16 protein-coding genes are annotated in these 15,638 nt (G+C 70.9%); 8 read left to right on the top strand and 8 right to left on the bottom strand.

Going from position 1 to position 15,638, the window contains the following annotated elements:
• The 4 genes from ACFHNC_RS11395 to ACFHNC_RS11380 form a co-directional block, all read left to right on the top strand.
• On the top strand, nucleotides 1-921 hold a 921-nt coding region (locus tag ACFHNC_RS11395; RefSeq protein ID WP_437169337.1), incomplete at its 5' end, for a thiolase family protein.
• Complete coding sequence (locus tag ACFHNC_RS11390; RefSeq protein WP_437169336.1) at nucleotides 921-1,346, top strand: acyl-CoA thioesterase; 426 nt, start codon at nucleotides 921-923, stop codon at nucleotides 1,344-1,346. The genes ACFHNC_RS11395 and ACFHNC_RS11390, both read left to right, overlap by 1 nt.
• A gap of 78 nt (nucleotides 1,347-1,424) precedes the next feature.
• The gene (locus tag ACFHNC_RS11385; protein ID WP_437169335.1) at nucleotides 1,425-2,411 is read left to right on the top strand and encodes a Bug family tripartite tricarboxylate transporter substrate binding protein; all 987 of its coding nucleotides are present in this window, start codon (nucleotides 1,425-1,427) and stop codon (nucleotides 2,409-2,411) included.
• A 129-nt stretch (nucleotides 2,412-2,540) separates the two neighbouring features.
• Nucleotides 2,541-4,148, top strand: coding sequence for an ArnT family glycosyltransferase (locus ACFHNC_RS11380; protein ID WP_437169334.1), 1,608 nt, complete (start codon nucleotides 2,541-2,543; stop codon nucleotides 4,146-4,148).
• Here the strand turns inward: ACFHNC_RS11380 and ACFHNC_RS11375 are convergent.
• The 7 genes from ACFHNC_RS11375 to ACFHNC_RS11345 all read right to left on the bottom strand — a co-directional run bounded on the left by ACFHNC_RS11375 (nucleotide 4,103) and on the right by ACFHNC_RS11345 (nucleotide 11,169).
• On the bottom strand, nucleotides 4,103-4,900 hold the full coding sequence (locus tag ACFHNC_RS11375; RefSeq protein WP_437169333.1) for a YdcF family protein: 798 nt from the start codon (nucleotides 4,898-4,900) through the stop codon (nucleotides 4,103-4,105). The genes ACFHNC_RS11380 and ACFHNC_RS11375 overlap by 46 nt on opposite strands.
• Nucleotides 4,900-5,772, bottom strand: coding sequence for a glycosyltransferase family 2 protein (locus ACFHNC_RS11370; RefSeq protein ID WP_437169332.1), 873 nt, complete (start codon nucleotides 5,770-5,772; stop codon nucleotides 4,900-4,902). Before ACFHNC_RS11370 ends, ACFHNC_RS11375 begins: the two co-directional genes overlap by 1 nt.
• On the bottom strand, nucleotides 5,772-6,665 hold the full coding sequence (locus tag ACFHNC_RS11365; RefSeq protein WP_437169331.1) for a glycosyltransferase family 2 protein: 894 nt from the start codon (nucleotides 6,663-6,665) through the stop codon (nucleotides 5,772-5,774). The genes ACFHNC_RS11370 and ACFHNC_RS11365 overlap by 1 nt, the downstream gene beginning before the upstream one ends.
• A complete protein-coding gene (locus ACFHNC_RS11360; protein WP_437169330.1) occupies nucleotides 6,662-7,780 on the bottom strand; it encodes a glycosyltransferase in 1,119 nt (372 codons plus the stop codon). Before ACFHNC_RS11360 ends, ACFHNC_RS11365 begins: the two co-directional genes overlap by 4 nt.
• Nucleotides 7,777-8,820 carry a glycosyltransferase family 4 protein gene (locus tag ACFHNC_RS11355; protein ID WP_437169329.1) on the bottom strand — a complete coding sequence of 348 codons (1,044 nt, stop codon included), beginning with the start codon at nucleotides 8,818-8,820 and terminating at the stop codon, nucleotides 7,777-7,779. The genes ACFHNC_RS11360 and ACFHNC_RS11355 overlap by 4 nt, the downstream gene beginning before the upstream one ends.
• Nucleotides 8,817-10,337, bottom strand: coding sequence for a flippase (locus ACFHNC_RS11350; protein WP_437169328.1), 1,521 nt, complete (start codon nucleotides 10,335-10,337; stop codon nucleotides 8,817-8,819). The genes ACFHNC_RS11355 and ACFHNC_RS11350 overlap by 4 nt, the downstream gene beginning before the upstream one ends.
• Nucleotides 10,338-10,437: 100 nt before the next feature.
• Entirely contained in the window at nucleotides 10,438-11,169 is a 732-nt protein-coding gene (locus ACFHNC_RS11345; RefSeq protein WP_437169327.1) for a sugar transferase, read from the bottom strand.
• Nucleotides 11,170-11,533: 364 nt separating this feature from the next.
• Between ACFHNC_RS11345 and ACFHNC_RS11340 the strand changes: the two genes are divergently transcribed.
• Nucleotides 11,534-11,674 (top strand): hypothetical protein, encoded by a 141-nt coding sequence (locus tag ACFHNC_RS11340; RefSeq protein WP_437169326.1) that lies wholly within the window; start codon nucleotides 11,534-11,536, stop codon nucleotides 11,672-11,674.
• 53 nt (nucleotides 11,675-11,727) lie between these two features.
• Nucleotides 11,728-13,314, top strand: a complete 1,587-nt coding sequence (locus ACFHNC_RS11335) for a DUF6311 domain-containing protein (protein WP_437169325.1) — start codon at nucleotides 11,728-11,730, stop codon at nucleotides 13,312-13,314.
• Here the strand turns inward: ACFHNC_RS11335 and ACFHNC_RS11330 are convergent.
• Nucleotides 13,293-14,273, bottom strand: a complete 981-nt coding sequence (locus ACFHNC_RS11330; protein WP_437169340.1) for a glycosyltransferase family 2 protein — start codon at nucleotides 14,271-14,273, stop codon at nucleotides 13,293-13,295. The genes ACFHNC_RS11335 and ACFHNC_RS11330 overlap by 22 nt on opposite strands.
• Nucleotides 14,274-14,402: 129 nt before the next feature.
• Here ACFHNC_RS11330 and ACFHNC_RS11325 point away from each other — a divergent pair, with 129 nt between their 5' ends.
• On the top strand, nucleotides 14,403-14,858 hold the full coding sequence (locus ACFHNC_RS11325) for a MarR family winged helix-turn-helix transcriptional regulator (protein WP_437169324.1): 456 nt from the start codon (nucleotides 14,403-14,405) through the stop codon (nucleotides 14,856-14,858).
• 12 nt (nucleotides 14,859-14,870) lie between these two features.
• Nucleotides 14,871-15,560, top strand: coding sequence for a cyclase family protein (locus ACFHNC_RS11320; RefSeq protein WP_437169323.1), 690 nt, complete (start codon nucleotides 14,871-14,873; stop codon nucleotides 15,558-15,560).
• Nucleotides 15,561-15,638 lie beyond the last annotated feature (78 nt).

Genomic DNA, 15,638 nt, shown 5'->3' with positions numbered 1-15,638 from the left:
CTGGTGCAGGGCGCCAATGCGGTGGAGCGCCAGGGTGCCGGCATCTCGCTGTGCGTCGGTGCGGAGAGCATGAGCCGCAACCCGATCGCCGCCTTCACCCACCGCACCGGCTTCGACCTCGGCGCGCCTGTGCAGTTCAAGGATTTCCTGTGGGAGGCGCTGGACGACCCGGCCTGCGGCCGGTCCATGGGCGGCACGGCGGAAGAACTGGCCAAGCGCCACGGCATCTCGCGGGCCGAAGTGGATGCCTACGCCGCGCGGTCCTTTGCGCGCGCGTTGGCGGCGCGGGAGGCGGGCTTTTTCGACGACGAAGTGCTGACCGTAACCAGCACGAGTTTCACGCGCGAGGGCCTGCGCGACCGCGGCATCACCCTGCCGCGCAAGGTGGCGGAACTGCATGCGGATACGCATCCGCGCCCCTCTCCGGTGGAGGCACTCGCAAAAATCCGTCCTGCCTTTGGCGGGGTGCAGACCGGCGGCAATTCCTCCGCCGTGGTCGATGGCGCCGCCGCCGCGTTGGTCTGCGACGGTGCCCATGCGCGGGCGGGCAAGCCGCTGGCGCGATTGGTGGCCGCGACGGCGGTGGGCTGCCCGCCCGAAATCATGGGCATCGGTCCCGTGCCCGCGATCCGCGCGCTGCTGGAGCGCACCGGGCTGAGGCTCGACCAGATCGACCTGGTGGAAATCAATGAGGCTTTTGGCGCCCAGGTCATGGCCTGCGCGCGCGAACTCGGCCTCGATGAAGCGCGGCTGAACGTGCATGGCGGCGCCATCGCGCTCGGGCATCCGCTGGCCGCCACCGGCATTCGCCTTGCCGTCACCTGCGCGCGTGGCCTGCGCGCGCGGGGCGGGCGCTACGGCATCGCCTCGGCCTGCATCGGTGGCGGGCAGGGCATCGCGCTGCTGATCGAGGCCGCCTGATGCCCAGTCTGGTGAACCGCCGCGCCCTGACCATTGAATGGGGCGATTGCGATGCCGCCGGCATCGTCTTCTACCCGCGCTACTTTGCCCATTTCGACGCCTGCACCGCCGCCCTGTTCCAGCGCGCCCTCGGCGCGAAGCAGATCGCCTGGGCCGCCGCGCATGGTGTCATCGGCATCCCGATGGTGGATACGCGCGCCAAATTCTCCACCCCCTGCACCTTCGGTGATGAGGTGGTGGTGGAAACCCAGGTCACCGTCTTCCGCCGATCCTCCTTCGACGTCACCCATCGCCTGCTGCGGGAGGATGGCGCCCTGGCGGTGGAAGGCTTCGAGACTCGCGTCTGGGCCGGCCGCCACCCGGACGACCCGGCTCGCATCCGCGGCGTGCCGATCCCGCTGGATGTGATTGCGGCCTTCGGCTGAAACCCGTTGGTGCCCGCCGGTCCCGCGGGCATTGTAGTCCACACAAGGCGCAACGACGCCGCAGGAGGAGAAACCAAGATGAGCCTGACCCTTCCCCGCCGAGGCGTATTGGGCCTGGGTGCCGCCACCCTGACCGGCCTCGCCGCCCCCGCGCTCGGCCAGACCATCAACCGCCCGGTCCGCGCCATCGTCGGCTTTCCGGCCGGCGGGTCCTCCGACGTCGTGGCGCGGCTCTATGCCGACAAGCTGCGCGGCATCTACGCTCCGAGCATCATCGTCGAGGGCCGCGTCGGCGCCGCGGGCCGCATCGCGGTGGAGGCGGTGAAGGCCGGGGAGCCGGATGGCAGCATCTACCTCCAGACACCGGCCTCCATGCTGACCTTGCAGCCGCATGTCTTCCCCCGCGAGGTGCGCTACGACGCGCTGACGGATCTGGCGCCCGTCTCCACCGTCTGCTCCTTCCCCTTCGCCGCCGCGGTGCCCAACTCGCATCCCGCGAAGACCTTCCCGGAGCTGGTCACCTGGTTGAAGGCGCAGCAGGGGGAGGTGCCCTTCGCCTCGCCCGCCGCCGGCTCCGCGCCGCATTTCCTCGGCGTGATGCTGGGCAAGGCGCTGGATGTGCGGATGACCCATGTGCCGTATCGCGGCGCCGCGCCGGCCATGCAGGATCTGATCGGCGGGCGGCTGCCGCTGTTCATCGGCGTGCTGGGCGACATCTCGCCCCAGCATGGCAGCGGGGCGCGGATGCTCGCCATCTCCTCCCCCCGGCGCAACCCGCGCTACCCGGATCTGCCGACCTTCGCCGAACTCGGCCATCCGCAATTCACCAAGGATGAGTGGTTCGGCGTGGCGCTGCCGGCCAATACACCGGCCGCCATCGTCAACGGACTGCACGCCGCCATCACCCAGGTGGCGCGGATGCCGGACATGGTGGCGGCGCTGGACCGGCTGGAATACCTGCCCACCGTTTCCGCCAGCCCACAGGCCTTCGCCGACCTGATCCGGCGGGAGCGCGACGAATACGCGACCATCGTGCAGGAAAGCGGCTTCCGTCCGGAGAATTAGGCGGGCCGCCCCGGTCTCGCCCGGCGAAAGCCACGGGGCGGGGGCAGTCTGGCGCCGAAAGCGGGTTGCATCCGCGCGCCACCTTTGGGATGGGTGGCGGGCGGGTCCCTCACGCCCGCGTGAGAAGCCATGCCGGACGGCCAGACCCTGACCACCCCCACCCGCATTGCACCGCCCGCCTGGGCGGATGCGGCGAGCCTGCTGCTGATCCTCGTCGCGGCGGTGCTGCTGCGGCTGACCAGCTTCGTCCCCGCCGTGGTCGATACGGATGAGGGGCTGTACATGGTGCAGGCCCGCGAATGGCTGGCCGGCGGCTGGCCGTTGGTCGCCGCCTGGGACATGCACCCGATCGGCGCGCCGGCGATGTTCGCCCTTGCCTTCCTCGCCTTCGGCGTCTCGGTGGAGGCGGTGCGACTGCTCGGGCTGATCTGCGTGATCGCTACCGGCTTCGCGCTGTTCGGCCTCGTGCGGGCGGCGGGCGCGTCGCGCAGCATCGGTGTGGCGGCGGGCATCATTTATGCCGCGCATACCCTGCTGCTGAGCGGGTTGTGCACCAACACCGAATTGCTGATCGCGCCCTTCATCACCGCTGCCATGGCGATTGCCACCCATGGCGCCGCCCGCGCCCTGGGGCCGGTGCCGCGGGCGCCGGGCTGGGGCGCGCTGGTGGCGATGGGGCTGCTGGTGGGCTGGGCGCTGGTGGTGAAGCAGGTGGCGGTGCCGACGGGCTGCCTCGCCTTCGCGGTGCTGCTGGGGCCGGCGCTGTGGCGCCGCGTGCTGCCCTGGCGGCGGGCGCTGGGCATGGCGGCGGCCTATGCCGGGCTGTGCGCCACGCCGTTCCTGGTTTTCCTGCTGGTGTATTGGGCGCAGGGCTGGCTGGCGGATTACCTCGATGGCTCGATCCTGGCGCCCTTTCGCTATTCCATGGAGCGGATCGACGCGGCCGAGGCGGCGCGGCGGATCGGCGCGGCGGCGGTGCAACTGACCCTGCTGTTCGTGGCCGCGCTGGTGGCGCTGGCGATGTGGCGGCCCAAGGGCGCAGCGGGTGGCCCGGCGGCGCTGCTGATAGTGGTGGCGCTGGCCTGGTTCGGCACCGCCAGCCTGGCCATCGCCGGGCCGGGCTTCTTCTTCGCGCATTACTTTCTTCTATGGCTGCCCGCGCTGTCCCTGCTCGCCGCGGTTGGCGCCTGGCACCTGGCCCTGCTGGTCGCACGGCCGGGGCTGACGCGGCCGCTGCTCGCCGGCATGGTGCTGGTGCTGGCGCTGCAAGGCTGGGTGCCGGAGATGCGCGAAAGGCTGGAGCGCGGGCCCGGCCTGATGCATCGCGACCCGGTGCGGGAAGTGGCGGCGGCGGTGGCCGCGGCGGCCGGGCCAGGCGGCGATGCCTTCATCGCCAACTACCACACCAGCGTCTACGTCATGGCCGGCGTTCGCATCGCCACCCGCTTTCCCTTCCCGCCACATCTGACCGGCTTCTTCGAGGATCTGTCGGATACCAGCACCACGGCGGAGCTGGACCGTGTGCTGGCCGCGCGCCCGCGCGTGATTGTGGTGGACCGCGGCTGGATGCAGACCATGCGCCCGGCGGCGGCCGAGCAGGTGATGGCGACGGTGGCGGCGGGGTATGAACTGGCGGCGGCGGTGGCGGAAGGGCGCGGGCCGGTGGAGATCTACCGGGTGAGGCAGGCTGCCTACGGCGCCGGAAACCAGGCTCCCGTCCGCCCTGTCAGCCAATAGACCGTCAGCCCCACCCATTCCCGCAGCGCCCATTCCGCGTGGTTCAGCTTGGTGGGGAAGGGGTTGTCCCACCACAGGGCCGGGTCGTCGCCGGTGGTGTAGTTCACCGGCCAGGCCGTCACGCTCCAGCCCGCCGCACGGAACACGCCCATGCTGCGCGGCATGTGGCTGGCCGAGGTCACCAGCAGCCAGGTCTCGCCCGGCTGAGGGTTCAGCAGGCGGTGGGTGAAGACCGCGTTCTCATGCGTGTTGCGGCTTTCATTCTCCAGCACCACGCGGTGCGCCGGCAGGCCGAGATCGGTGAACAGCAGGCGGGCGGTCTCGGCCTCGGTGGGGCCGGACTGGTCCACCGCGGCGGTGCCGCCGGTGAAGACCAGGCGGGCTTCCGGGTGGCGCAGGGCCAACGCCACGCCTTCCGTCATCCGCTCCGCCGCGCCGTTCAGTGCCGGGATGCCGCGCGCCGCCGTCATCCGCTGTTCCACTGCGCCGCCGAGCACGATGATGCCGGTGACCTGTGCCGGCGGCGTCGCCGGGCGGGGGAAGCGGTTTTCCAGAGGCAGGGTCAGCAGCGCCGCGACCGGCAGGGCGAAGACGGCGACATACCAGCCGAGCCCCAGCGCCAGCGGCCAGCGCCCGAAGCGGCGTCCGCGCCAGACCAGCAGCAGGCCCAGCACGGCTAGCGCCAGGGCCAGCGTATTCGGCCGCAGCACCGCCCAGACCAGCTTGGACAGGACGAAGAAGGCGTCCTGCATCACAGCTCCAGTATCCGCGCGGGATGCGCCCGGCCGCGCAGCAGATCGGCCAGCGCCAGCAGATTGCCGCGAAAGCGCCCGAAGCGGTCCACATGCGGCTCCGGCGCCAGCGACCGCAGCGCGTTCATCGCGGTGTGGCGCGCGGCGGAGGGGATGGCGTGGCTCCAGGGAAAGGTGCCCTTGCGGGCGAGATAGACCGGGTTCGCCACCTGGCTGTAGCCAAGCCGCAGCCCGGAAACGCGCCCCGATTTGCTGCCGAGATGCACGCCGCGCGCACCCGCCAGCCGCAGGATGCTTCCATGCCGGCCGAGGGCGCGGGTCACGTCGATATCCTCGTACCAGCCATACAGCGGCAGGGCCTCATCCACCCTTATGGCGTGGGCGCGCAGCGGGGCGAGGCGAAAGGCCATGTTGCAGCCATAGCCGTTGAAATGCGGCGCGACGGCCAGCGCATCCGCGGGCGCCGCATCGGCGGCCAGCACCGCGCGGCCTTCCGCCACCGAAAGCCCCGGCCCCTTGGCGCCGTCCGCGATCACGGTGCCGGTGGTCACCACGCAATCCGGATGCGCCGCCAGGACGCGCTCCGTCACCGCCAGGTAGTCCGGTGCCGGCAGGAAATCATCGTCGAGGAACAGCACCGCATCGCAATCCGCGCAGGCATCCAGGATGGCGTTGCGCTGGCGCGGCAGGCCGGCGGGGCTGGCCAGGAATTCCACCTGCGGAAAGCGCGCCGGCAGGCCGGCCACATCCTCCGGCGTCACGTGGCAGACCAGCACCCGATCCGGCGTGCGCGTCTGCCGACCGAGCTCGGCCAGCACTTCGCCCAGAATGGCGGCGCGGCCGCGCGTGGCGGTGCCGATGGCGAGGCGCATCAGCCGTGGTCCAGGGGGCGGCCCTGGATGGCCGGGCGGATGCGCCCGGCCGTTGCGTCGCGGCGGATGTAGCCGCGCAGCCGGCCGAGGAAGGTCATGCCGTAATAGGCCGCATCCCGTGGCCGCAGCCGCAGCAGGCTCAACGCCACACCGCCAAGGGGACGGATCGCGAAGGGCGCCCAGACGCTGGCCGGCACGGAATGCCGCCGCAGCGCGAAGCCGAGGCCGTTGCCATACAGCCAGGCCCGCGCCACCGCGACTTCCGACAGCCGCTTGTCCGGGTGGATGACGCGCAAGGCAGGGTCGTAGATCGCCCTGTAGCCGACGGTCACGGCGCGCAGCACCAGATCATTGCCCTCCGCCGAGCCAAGCGTCGTGCCCGGCCCCATCGTTTCGTCATAGCCGCCGAGGCGCAGCGCCAGGTCGCGGTGGAGCCACAGGTTGAATTCGATGACGCTGGTCCAGGCATTGGCGGCGGTGATCGCCCCGGCTTCCTGCCGCCAGCGGCCGGAGCCGAGGCCGCCGGCCGGATTTTCCGCAGGCCCGGTCAGGATCGCCAGAACCGGGTCGGCCTGGAAGGCGGCATCGACGCGGGCCAGCAGCCCCGGCGGGTACAGGCAGTCATCATCGGGAAAGCTGACCAGCGCGCCACGCGCCTGGCGCAGGCCGAGGTTGCGGGCATGGTTGGCGCGCGCGATGGAGGATCGCAGATGCGTCACCCGCAGCCGCCCCGCATAGGGTGCGAGCAGCGGCGCCAGGCGGCCATCCTCGTTCTGGTCCACCACGATCACCTCGACATCGTCGCGGGATTGCAGCGCGACGCTGTCGAGAAACTCCACCAGCTCCGTGGTGCGGCCCCGTGTTGCCAGGACCAGGCTGAACCGCAGCGTCATGCGGCCATCCCGCGCGCGACGAGCGCATCCCGTACCACCGCCCGCATGCGGTCCCGGAAGACGGCGCGGGAGAAGCGCTGGGCGTTGGCGCGGCAGGCGTCGGGCGAGATCGCAAGGGTCTCAAATCGTGTCACGGCTTGGATGAGACTCTCCGGGGTCTGGTGCGGGAACAGCACGCCCGTAATGTCGGGCTGGACGATGTCCGTGGCGCCGCCGCGGCCATAGGCGATCAGCGGCGTGCCGCAGGCCTGGGCCTCCACCATGCCGATGCCGAAATCCTCCTCCGCCGCGAAGACATAGGCGCGGGCGGAGGCGAGCAGGGCGACGAGGTCGGGCTGGCTGATACGGCCGCGAATGGCGATGTTCTGCGCATCACCCGCCGCATCGCGCACCCGGCCCATCTCCGACCCATCGCCGGCGATGACCAGGCGGCGGTCCGGCATGCGGCGGAAGGCCTCCGCGATCAGGTCGATGCGCTTGTAGGGCACGAGGCGGGAGGCGACGACGTAATCCGCGCCCTTGTTGGCTTGGAAGGGAAAGCCATCCAGGTCCACCGGCGGGTGCACCACCACACTCTCCCGCCGCCAGGATTTGCGGATTCGCTCGGCGATCCAGGCGCTGTTGGCGGCGATCACATCCGGTCGCGCGCCGGAGGCGAAATCCCAGGCCCGCATGCGCGACAGAAGCCAGCGCGTCAGCGCGCCCTTCACGCCGCGTTCCATCCGCGCCTGGCGCAGATACTGGTGCTGGAGATCCCAGGCGTAGCGCATCGGGCTGTGGACGTAGCTGACATGCAGCGTCCCCGGGCCGGTCAGCACCCCCTTGGCAACGGCGTGGGAGGAAGACACGACCAGATCATAGCCCGAGAGGTCGAATTGCTCCACCGCGATCGGCATCAGACCCAGGTAGTAGCGGAACCATTGCCGTGCCCGCGGCAGCCGCTGGATGAAGGAGGTGCGCGGCACCCTTCCGCCGAGAAAGCGGCGCTCCGCCTCGGGCAGGAAGTCGCACACCACATGCAGGTCGGCGTCGGGGAAGATCTCGAACAACTGCTCCAGCACCCGCTCCGACCCGGCGTAGCTGTCCAGCCACTCATGGATGATGGCGGTCTTCATCGAGGCTCCAACAGGCCTAGCAGCCGGTCCGCCGCGGCGGGCCAGGAAAAGGTGTCGGCACGGGTACGGCCGGCGAGGCGCAGATGCTCGGCCAGGAAGGGGTCGTCCAGCAGCCGGGTGAGTGCCGCGGCGGGGGTGTTCGGGCCTTCCGCGTCGAACCACAAGGCGGCGTCACCGCACACTTCCGGCACCGCGCCGGCGGCGGCCGCCAGCACCGGGCAGCCGCACCACATCGCCTCCAGCGGCGGCAGGCCGAAGCCTTCGTAGCGGGAGGGGAAGATGAGGCAGAGCGCCGCTTCATACAGCGCGCGCAGCTCACCATCGCTGACCCGGCCGAGCGCCACAGCCGCATCGACATCCCCGGCATTGCGGAACACGCTGGCATCGGCCGCGCCGGCCACGGCCAGCTTCATGCCGCGGGCGGCCAGCAGCGCCACCGCATCGCGCAGCGCATCCAGGTTCTTGTGCGCGGCGCGGGTGCCGACGGCCAGCACGAAGCGGCCGGGTTGCAGGCCGTGCTTCGCCAGCACCGCGGGGTCTGCCGGATCGCGCAGCGCATGTTCGCCGCCTTCCGCCATCACGCCGATCCGCGCGGCGGGCAGCCCCAGATGCAGCGAGAGCCGGGCGCGCGAAAACTCGGAGACGGTGACGATGCGGGCGCCGCGACGCGGCAGGGTCCAGTGCAGGGCGCGGTACCAGGCGCGGAAGGCGAAGGAATAGCTCTCGGGCGTGTCGAAGACTCCGGCGTCGTGGATCACCAGGGTCTGCGCCCCGCCCACCCGCAGCGGCGCGGTGTTGCCGAGGTTCAGCAGATGCTGGCCCGCTAGCGCACCGGGCAGGTCGAATTGTTCCCAGGGCTGGCCGGTGCGGCGGCCGATGCGCTCCACCGGCAGGCCGGCAAATTCGTCCGGCGCGCCGGGCGGGGCAAGCAGGCGGATGGGGTGGCCGGTGGCAGCCAGTGCCGTCACCACCTCCCGCGCAAAGCGCTGCACGCCGCTCATCTTCTGGGTCAGGAATCTGGCGTTGATGGCGAGCTTCATGCAGCTTCCCCGCGCAGCACGGCGCGGATGCGCCAGGGGCGACGAAGCAGGCCGCGCGCGTCGCGGCGCTCCGCCGCGGTCAGGGCCAGGGTGCCGGCGGCGGTGAAGGCGGCCAGCGCCAGCAAGGCGAGGGGGATCGGCAACAGGCCGGGCAGCAGGATGGCGAGGCCCAGGCCGCCGGCGAATAGCGGCAGGGCAAGCTGACGCGCGGCCTCGCCGGCCGGGGGGTAGAGCCGGGTCACCAGCCACAGCCGGCCAAAGACATCGGTGGCGCAGCGTAGCGCCCAGGCGGCGGCAGCCCCCTCGATGCCGGAGGACATCAGCAGCAGGGCGGAAAGCGGCAGGAAAATCACCGCCTGCAGCAACTGCCACTTCGCATTGGCATCCGGCCGCCCGATCGCGTCCAGCAGCGCGCCGGGGGCGAAGGCGGCGCAGGAGAAGAACACGCCGACGGCCAGGATCTGCAGCACCCGCCCGCCGCCGGCCTCGAATTCCGCGCCGAGCCACAGACCGAGGATTTCCGGCCCCCAGACCACCAGCACCAGGCAGGCCGGCAGCACCGCAGCCATCACCAGCAGCGCGCCACGGCGCAGCAGCCCGGCGGTGGCCTCGGTATGGGAGAGGTAGGCGCTGGCCATGGCCGGCAGCAGCGCCTGCGCGACCGCCACCGGCAAGATCCACATCCGCATCACCAGATCGAGCGGCGTGGCGTAGTAGGCGACGGCCGCCAGCGTCAGCAGCGCGCCCACCAGGAAGCGGTCGGCATAGAGCAGCGCCTGGGTCAGCACGCCGGATGCGCTCATCCACCCGCCCATCCGCAGCAGTGGCGCGACAAGCTTCCAGGATGGCCAGGCGGGGCGCAGCCCGGGCAGGTCCCGCCGCGCCAGCCAGGCATAGGACAGGGTATTGGCCAGCCGGCAGGCCAGCAGCGCCAGGATCACGCCGACCAGGCTCTGCCAGACCATCAGCACCAGGACCGGGCCGAGATAATAGAAGATGGCGACCGGAATGGCGGCAAGGTTGGCCTCCCGGAACCGCTGATGCGCCGCCAGCGTGCCCCAGAGCGCGGCATTCACCACCACCAGCGGCGCCGCAGCGCACAGCCAGCGGAAGGCGGTGATGGCCTCCGCCTGCAATTCCGGTGGCGTGTTCAGCACGCCGGTCACCAAGGCGGGGATGAAGGCGAAGGCCAGGGCGGCGATGACGGCGGAAAGTAGCGCCAGCGCGCTGATGGCGGCGCCGGCCAATTCCGCCGCGCCCTCGATCTCACCGACGCCGATGCGGGCGGACAGCGCCCGGGTCAGTGCGGCACCGACGCCGAGGTCGAACACGCCGAACACACCGACCAGGGCGAGGGCCAGGGTGAACAATCCCCAGCGATCCACGCCCATCTGGCCGATGAGAACCGGCGTCAGCGCCAGCGCGAGAAGCAACGGAAGCCCACGCCCGGCGGCATTCCACAAGGTACCCGAAAGAAGCCGCCCGCCGGAGGCGCGATGTTCGGCCGAATTGGCCATGACCTGCGCCATTCCTGCCTGATGGGCCGCCAAGGCCTATCCCTGGTTGAGTCGCGTCGGGATATGCCCCGTGCCGCCGCCGATGGGAAGCGGCGCGCTCCTAGTAGGCGCCGCGCCGCGCCAGCACCGCCATCGGCGTGCGGAGCAGGATGCGCAGATCGTTCAGCACGGAGGGGTGCCGGGCATAGGCCACATCCAGCGCCACGCGCTGGGCGTAGGAGGTGTCGTTGCGGCCGCTGACCTGCCAGGGGCCGGTGATGCCGGGACGCACGGCCATGTAATGCGCGGAGGCCGGGCCGTAATAGACCGCGAGTTCGGCCGCCTGCACCGGGCGGGGGCCAACCAGGCTCATCTCGCCCTTCAGCACATTGATGATCTGCGGCAGCTCATCCAGCGAGGTGGCGCGCAGGAAGCGGCCGATGGCGGTCACGCGCGGGTCGGCCTTCAGCTTGCGCGTCGCCTCCCACTCCGCGCGGGCCTGCGGGTCCCGGTCCAGCAGCGCGGCCAGGCGACGGTCGGCGTCGGCCACCATGGAACGGAACTTCAGGCAGCCGAACAGGCGTCCGCCACGGCCGACGCGCTCATGCGCGTAGAAGGCGGCGCCGCCATCCAGCTTCACCAGGGCGGCGATGACCACGAAAACCGGCAGGCAGAACAGCAGCAGCGTGGCGGCGCCGAGCACATCCAGCGCGCGCTTGGCGAAGGCCTGGGCCGTCGGCGCGGCCGTCAGCGTCGGCCCATGCAGCTCCATGGCCGAAGGGGCGTAGGCGAAGATCGAGCCGCGGGTTTCGGGCTCTCGAACCAATGCATGGACAACTTCCAGGCCAGGCATGGAGGGTCCTCATGATGCGGCGGGGGGCCGCGCGGTTTGATGGGACCGTTCCCCTGGCCGATCCCCCCAGGCACATGGCCAGTGGCGGATCAGGTCGAGGTCCATTCCCTTGGGAAGTGCAATAGTCACTGGGCCGGGCGGGTTTGCGACGCGCTTGCGGCGGGATTGTGGCGGCAGCTCCAAGCCCTGCGGAACCACGAAAAAATCACGCCACCGCCGCTTTTCCCGGCCCGTTTCCGCCCCGATTGTGCCATAATTGGGCATGGACAACCCGGCGCGCCGCAAAGCTCCGCCTTCGCGTCCCGAGACGCCTGCCCCGCCGAAGCCGCCGAACCGTACCGGTGCGCGCTGGGCACGGCCCGCCTTGCACCGGCGCAGCCCCGCGCGCGGCCTGGTCTGGGCGGTGGCGCTTTCTGCGGTCGTCTGGGGTGCGGTGGGGCTGCTGGCCTACGGGGTGCCGGGGCAGGGCTGGGCGACGATTTCCGCCGCGGCGAAGTTGCTGTAGACGACGCGGCCTCCATCCCAAGGGCCGCCACGCTGACCGACCGCCAGACCGCGATGCTATCCTACCTGGCGGCGCTCGCCCTTGGCCTCGGGCTGGCGCTGTGGGTGTTTCCGCTGGATGTCCTGTTTCCGGTGGCGGGGCAGGGCTGGCGCCCGGCGGGCGACGCGGCGCAGCACATGGTGGCGCAGCGCTACCTGGTGGCCGATGCCTGGCGCTGGCCGCCGACCCTGGCGCTGAACCTCAACACCCAGGCGGGCGGGATGAACACCGCCTTCGCCGATTCCATCCCGCTTCTGGCGCTGGCGCTGAAGGCGATGCGCGCCTGGCTGCCGGAGGGGTTTCACGGCGTCGGGCTGTTCTATGGGCTGGCCTGGGTGGCGCAGCCGATTGCCGCTGTCTTCGCGCTGCGGTCCGCGGGCGAGAAGCGCTTGCTGCCGGCGCTCGGCATCGCGCTCGCCGCGGCGTCCATGCCGGCCTGGATCGGGCGCTTCGGGCATGCGGCGCTGTGCGGGCATTTTTTGCTGCTGCTGGGATTGGGGATCTATCTGCGGCTGGTGACACGGCCGCGCGTTTCGCTGTGGCTGGCGGCGGGGGTGCTGCAGGTGGCGGCGCTGCTGGTGCACCCGTATCTGGCGGCGATGACGCTGGCGCTGCTCGGCGCGGTGCCGGCGACGCGGTTGCTGCGCGGGGAGGCGTTCATCGGCCCGGCGCTGGCGGTGGCGGTCTGCCTCGGCGCGGTGGCCGGGGTGATGGCGAGCTTCGGCTATCTCGGCGCGCAGGGCGATGGCGGCTACGGGCGCTATGCGCTGAACCTGCTCTCACCCTTCTGGCCGGCGGGGTCCCTGTTTTCCGGCTGGCCCTGGTCCCCGCAGCTCGATGCCACGGGGCATGGCGGGTGGGAGGGTTACAACTGGCTCGGCTTCGGCCTGCTGGCGGCGCTGCTGATAGGGCTGCTGCTGCGGCCGCGCTTTGCCTGGCGCAAGCTGGGCCGCCATGCCGGGCTGGCGGTGGTGCTGCTCGGGCTGACGGCGCTGGCGGCGTCCTTCCAGGTGGGGTTCGGACAGCGCATCGTGCTCGACCTCGGCCCGGCGCCTGCGGTGCTGGAGCAGTTCCGCGCCTCCGGCCGCTTCTTCTGGCCGGTGGGCTATGCGCTGCTGCTGGCGGGGATGGTGCTGCTGGCGCGGGTGCGGCCGGTGCTGTGCCTGGTGGCAGGGCTGCTGCAATTCGCCGACGCCTCACCACTGCGCGCAGCCATCGCCGAATGGGCGCAGGCCCGCCCGGCGTGGCACATCGATGCGCCCGCACTGCGCGCCGAATTCGCCACCGCGCGGGCGCTGACCCTGCTGCCGAGCTGGCACTGCGTGACCCCGCCCGATGCCGCCGGCAGCCAGCCGCTGACCCTCGAAATCCTGGCCCTGGCCGCCGAACGCGCCGTCCCCGGCAGCACCATGTATGTCGCCCGTTGGCGCGAGGCGCCCATCTGCCGCGACGAGGCGCTGGCCTCGGCCCCGCTGGCGCCGGGCGAGCTGCGCCTGTTCCTGCCCGCCGCGCAGCCCAGCCTGCTGCCGCTGGTTCCAGCGGCCGCCGATTGCCGCCCGATGGGCCCGGCGTCCGGAGGTCAGCTCATCGGCTGCCGCTGATCCGTCTCGCTCGGGATGTGGCGCTCCACGACGTAAAGCGGCCGGCGCTTCGTTTCGTTGAAGATGCGGCCGAGATACTCGCCGATGATGCCCAGCGTCGTCAGCTGCACGCCGCCGAGGAACAGCACCACCGCCATCAGGCTCGGGTAGCCGGCCACCGGATTGCCGTAGAGGATGGTGCGGATGATGATCAGCACGCCATAGACCAGCGCCGCGATCGCCGTCAGCAGGCCGAGATAGGTGGCGATCTTCAGCGGCCCCACGGTGAAGGCGGTGATCCCCTCCAGCGACAGGTTCCACAGCTTCCAGTAGTTCCAGCTCGACTCGCCGGCCGCCCGCGGGTCCCGGTCATACAGCACGGGGGTGGAGGGGAAGCCGACCCAGGCGAACAGGCCCTTCATGAAGCGGTGCTGTTCGCGCAGGCCCAGCAGCGCATCCAGCGCGCGGCGGCTCATCAGCCGGAAATCGCCGGTATCGGCGGGCAGGTCCACCTTGCCGCCGATGCGCTTCATCACGCGGTAGAAGCCCGCGGCGGTGGCCTTCTTCAGCCAGGTCTCGCCCAGGCGCGCGCGGCGGCGGGCATAGGCGACGTCGAAACCCTGCTGCCAGGCGGCGACGAGGTCTGGAATGACCTCCGGCGGGTCCTGCAGGTCGGCGTCGATCACCACCACCGCCTGGTCCGCCCCCGCATGGTCCAGCCCCGCGGTCAGCGCGATTTCCTTGCCGAAATTCCGGCTGAGATTGACCACCGACACGCGCGAATCCGCCGCTCGCAGGCCGAGCATGACGCCCAGCGTGCCGTCGCGGGAGCCGTCATTCACATAGACCACCTCCCACGGCAGGCCGATTCCCTCCATCACCGGGACCAGCCTGGCGTGGAAGATGGGCAGCACCTCCTGCTCATTATAGGCGGGCACGACGACGGAAAGCGCCGGGCGCGCGGTGGCGCCGAGCGGCAGCGGGGGCAGGCGGGTGGCGGTCTGCGTGGACATGGTCGCATCCTGCTGCCGACCTGCGGCGATTTCGGGGCGAGATTTCGGGGGTGTTGAAGGTTGACGCGGTCAATCGCCCTCATGATCCTCGGCGCGATGTCCGATCCGCCCGCGACCATTCGCGATTTGCTGTCCTACCGCATCCACCGCCTGGCCAATGCGCTGAGCCGCGGCGCGGCGCGGCGCTATCGGCAAGATTTCGGCGTGAGCCTGATGGAATGGCGCATCCTGGCGCTGCTCGGCGGCTTCGCGCCGCTGACCCTGCGCGACCTGGCGCGCGAATCCGGGCTGGACAAGGCGCAGGCGTCCCGCGCCGTGAAGGCGCTGGTGGCGCGCGGCCTGGTGGAGCGGGCGACCGGCGCGCAGGATGCGCGGGAGGTGGCGCTGCGCCTTTCGGCCGAGGGCACGACTTTGCAGCAGGGCCTGATGCAGGCCGCCCGCGAACGCGATGCCGCCTTTCGCGCCGCCCTGCCCGAGGGCACGCTGGCGGCATTGGAGGAGGCGATCCGTCTGCTTCAGGCCGAGGCGCGCCGACAGACCCCGAAGGAATAGGAACAAGCCGCCATGGAACTCATCGACCTGTCGCGCGAAATCTTCCACCGCACCCAGGCCCACCCGAGCCACCCGCCGGTGGTGATGACGGTGTGGGGTGACCATTCGGAGAAGAAGGTGGCCGGCGCCACCACCTTCACCAGCAAGGCGCTTTTCATGTCGATGAGCGACCATGCCGGCACGCATGTGGACGCGCCGGTGCATTTCGACCCTCGGCCGGGGGCGGCCAGCATCGACCAGGTGCCGCTGGAGAAATTCTACACGGAGGCCATCTGCCTCGACCTGTCCCATGTGCCGTTGAAGCATGCGGTGACGGTGGCGGAGATGGAGGCGGCGCTGGCGGCATCCGGCGAGGAGATACGGCCGGGGGATACCGTGCTGATCCATATGGGGGTGAACGCCCGACTGCTCGGCAAGCCCGGCTACCTGCACGACTTTCCGGGGCTGGCGGTGGAGAGCGTGCATTGGCTGGCGGACAAGGGGATTGGCATGTTCGGGGTGGAGGCGATCAGCCCCGCGCCGGAAGGGGAGCTGAACTTCCGGGCGCATATGGCGTGCGCGGAGCGGGGCATTACGCATATCGAATGCCTGGCGAATTTGGAGGCGGTGGTGGGGCGCGGGCGGTTTCGGTTTATTGGGTTTCCGCTGAAGATTCGCGGGGGGACGGCGAGTCCGATCCGGGCGGTGGCGGTGGTGGGGTAGAGCCAGCTTAGCGACTTGCCTCCACGCATCTAAGACAAGATCAAATTGATTATGCAATGCAGCACTGGCGAGGATGTA

This window comes from Falsiroseomonas sp. E2-1-a4 (assembly GCF_051433165.1).
Classification (GTDB): domain Bacteria; phylum Pseudomonadota; class Alphaproteobacteria; order Acetobacterales; family Acetobacteraceae; genus Falsiroseomonas.
This window is presented reverse-complemented; position numbering and strand designations above follow the sequence as displayed.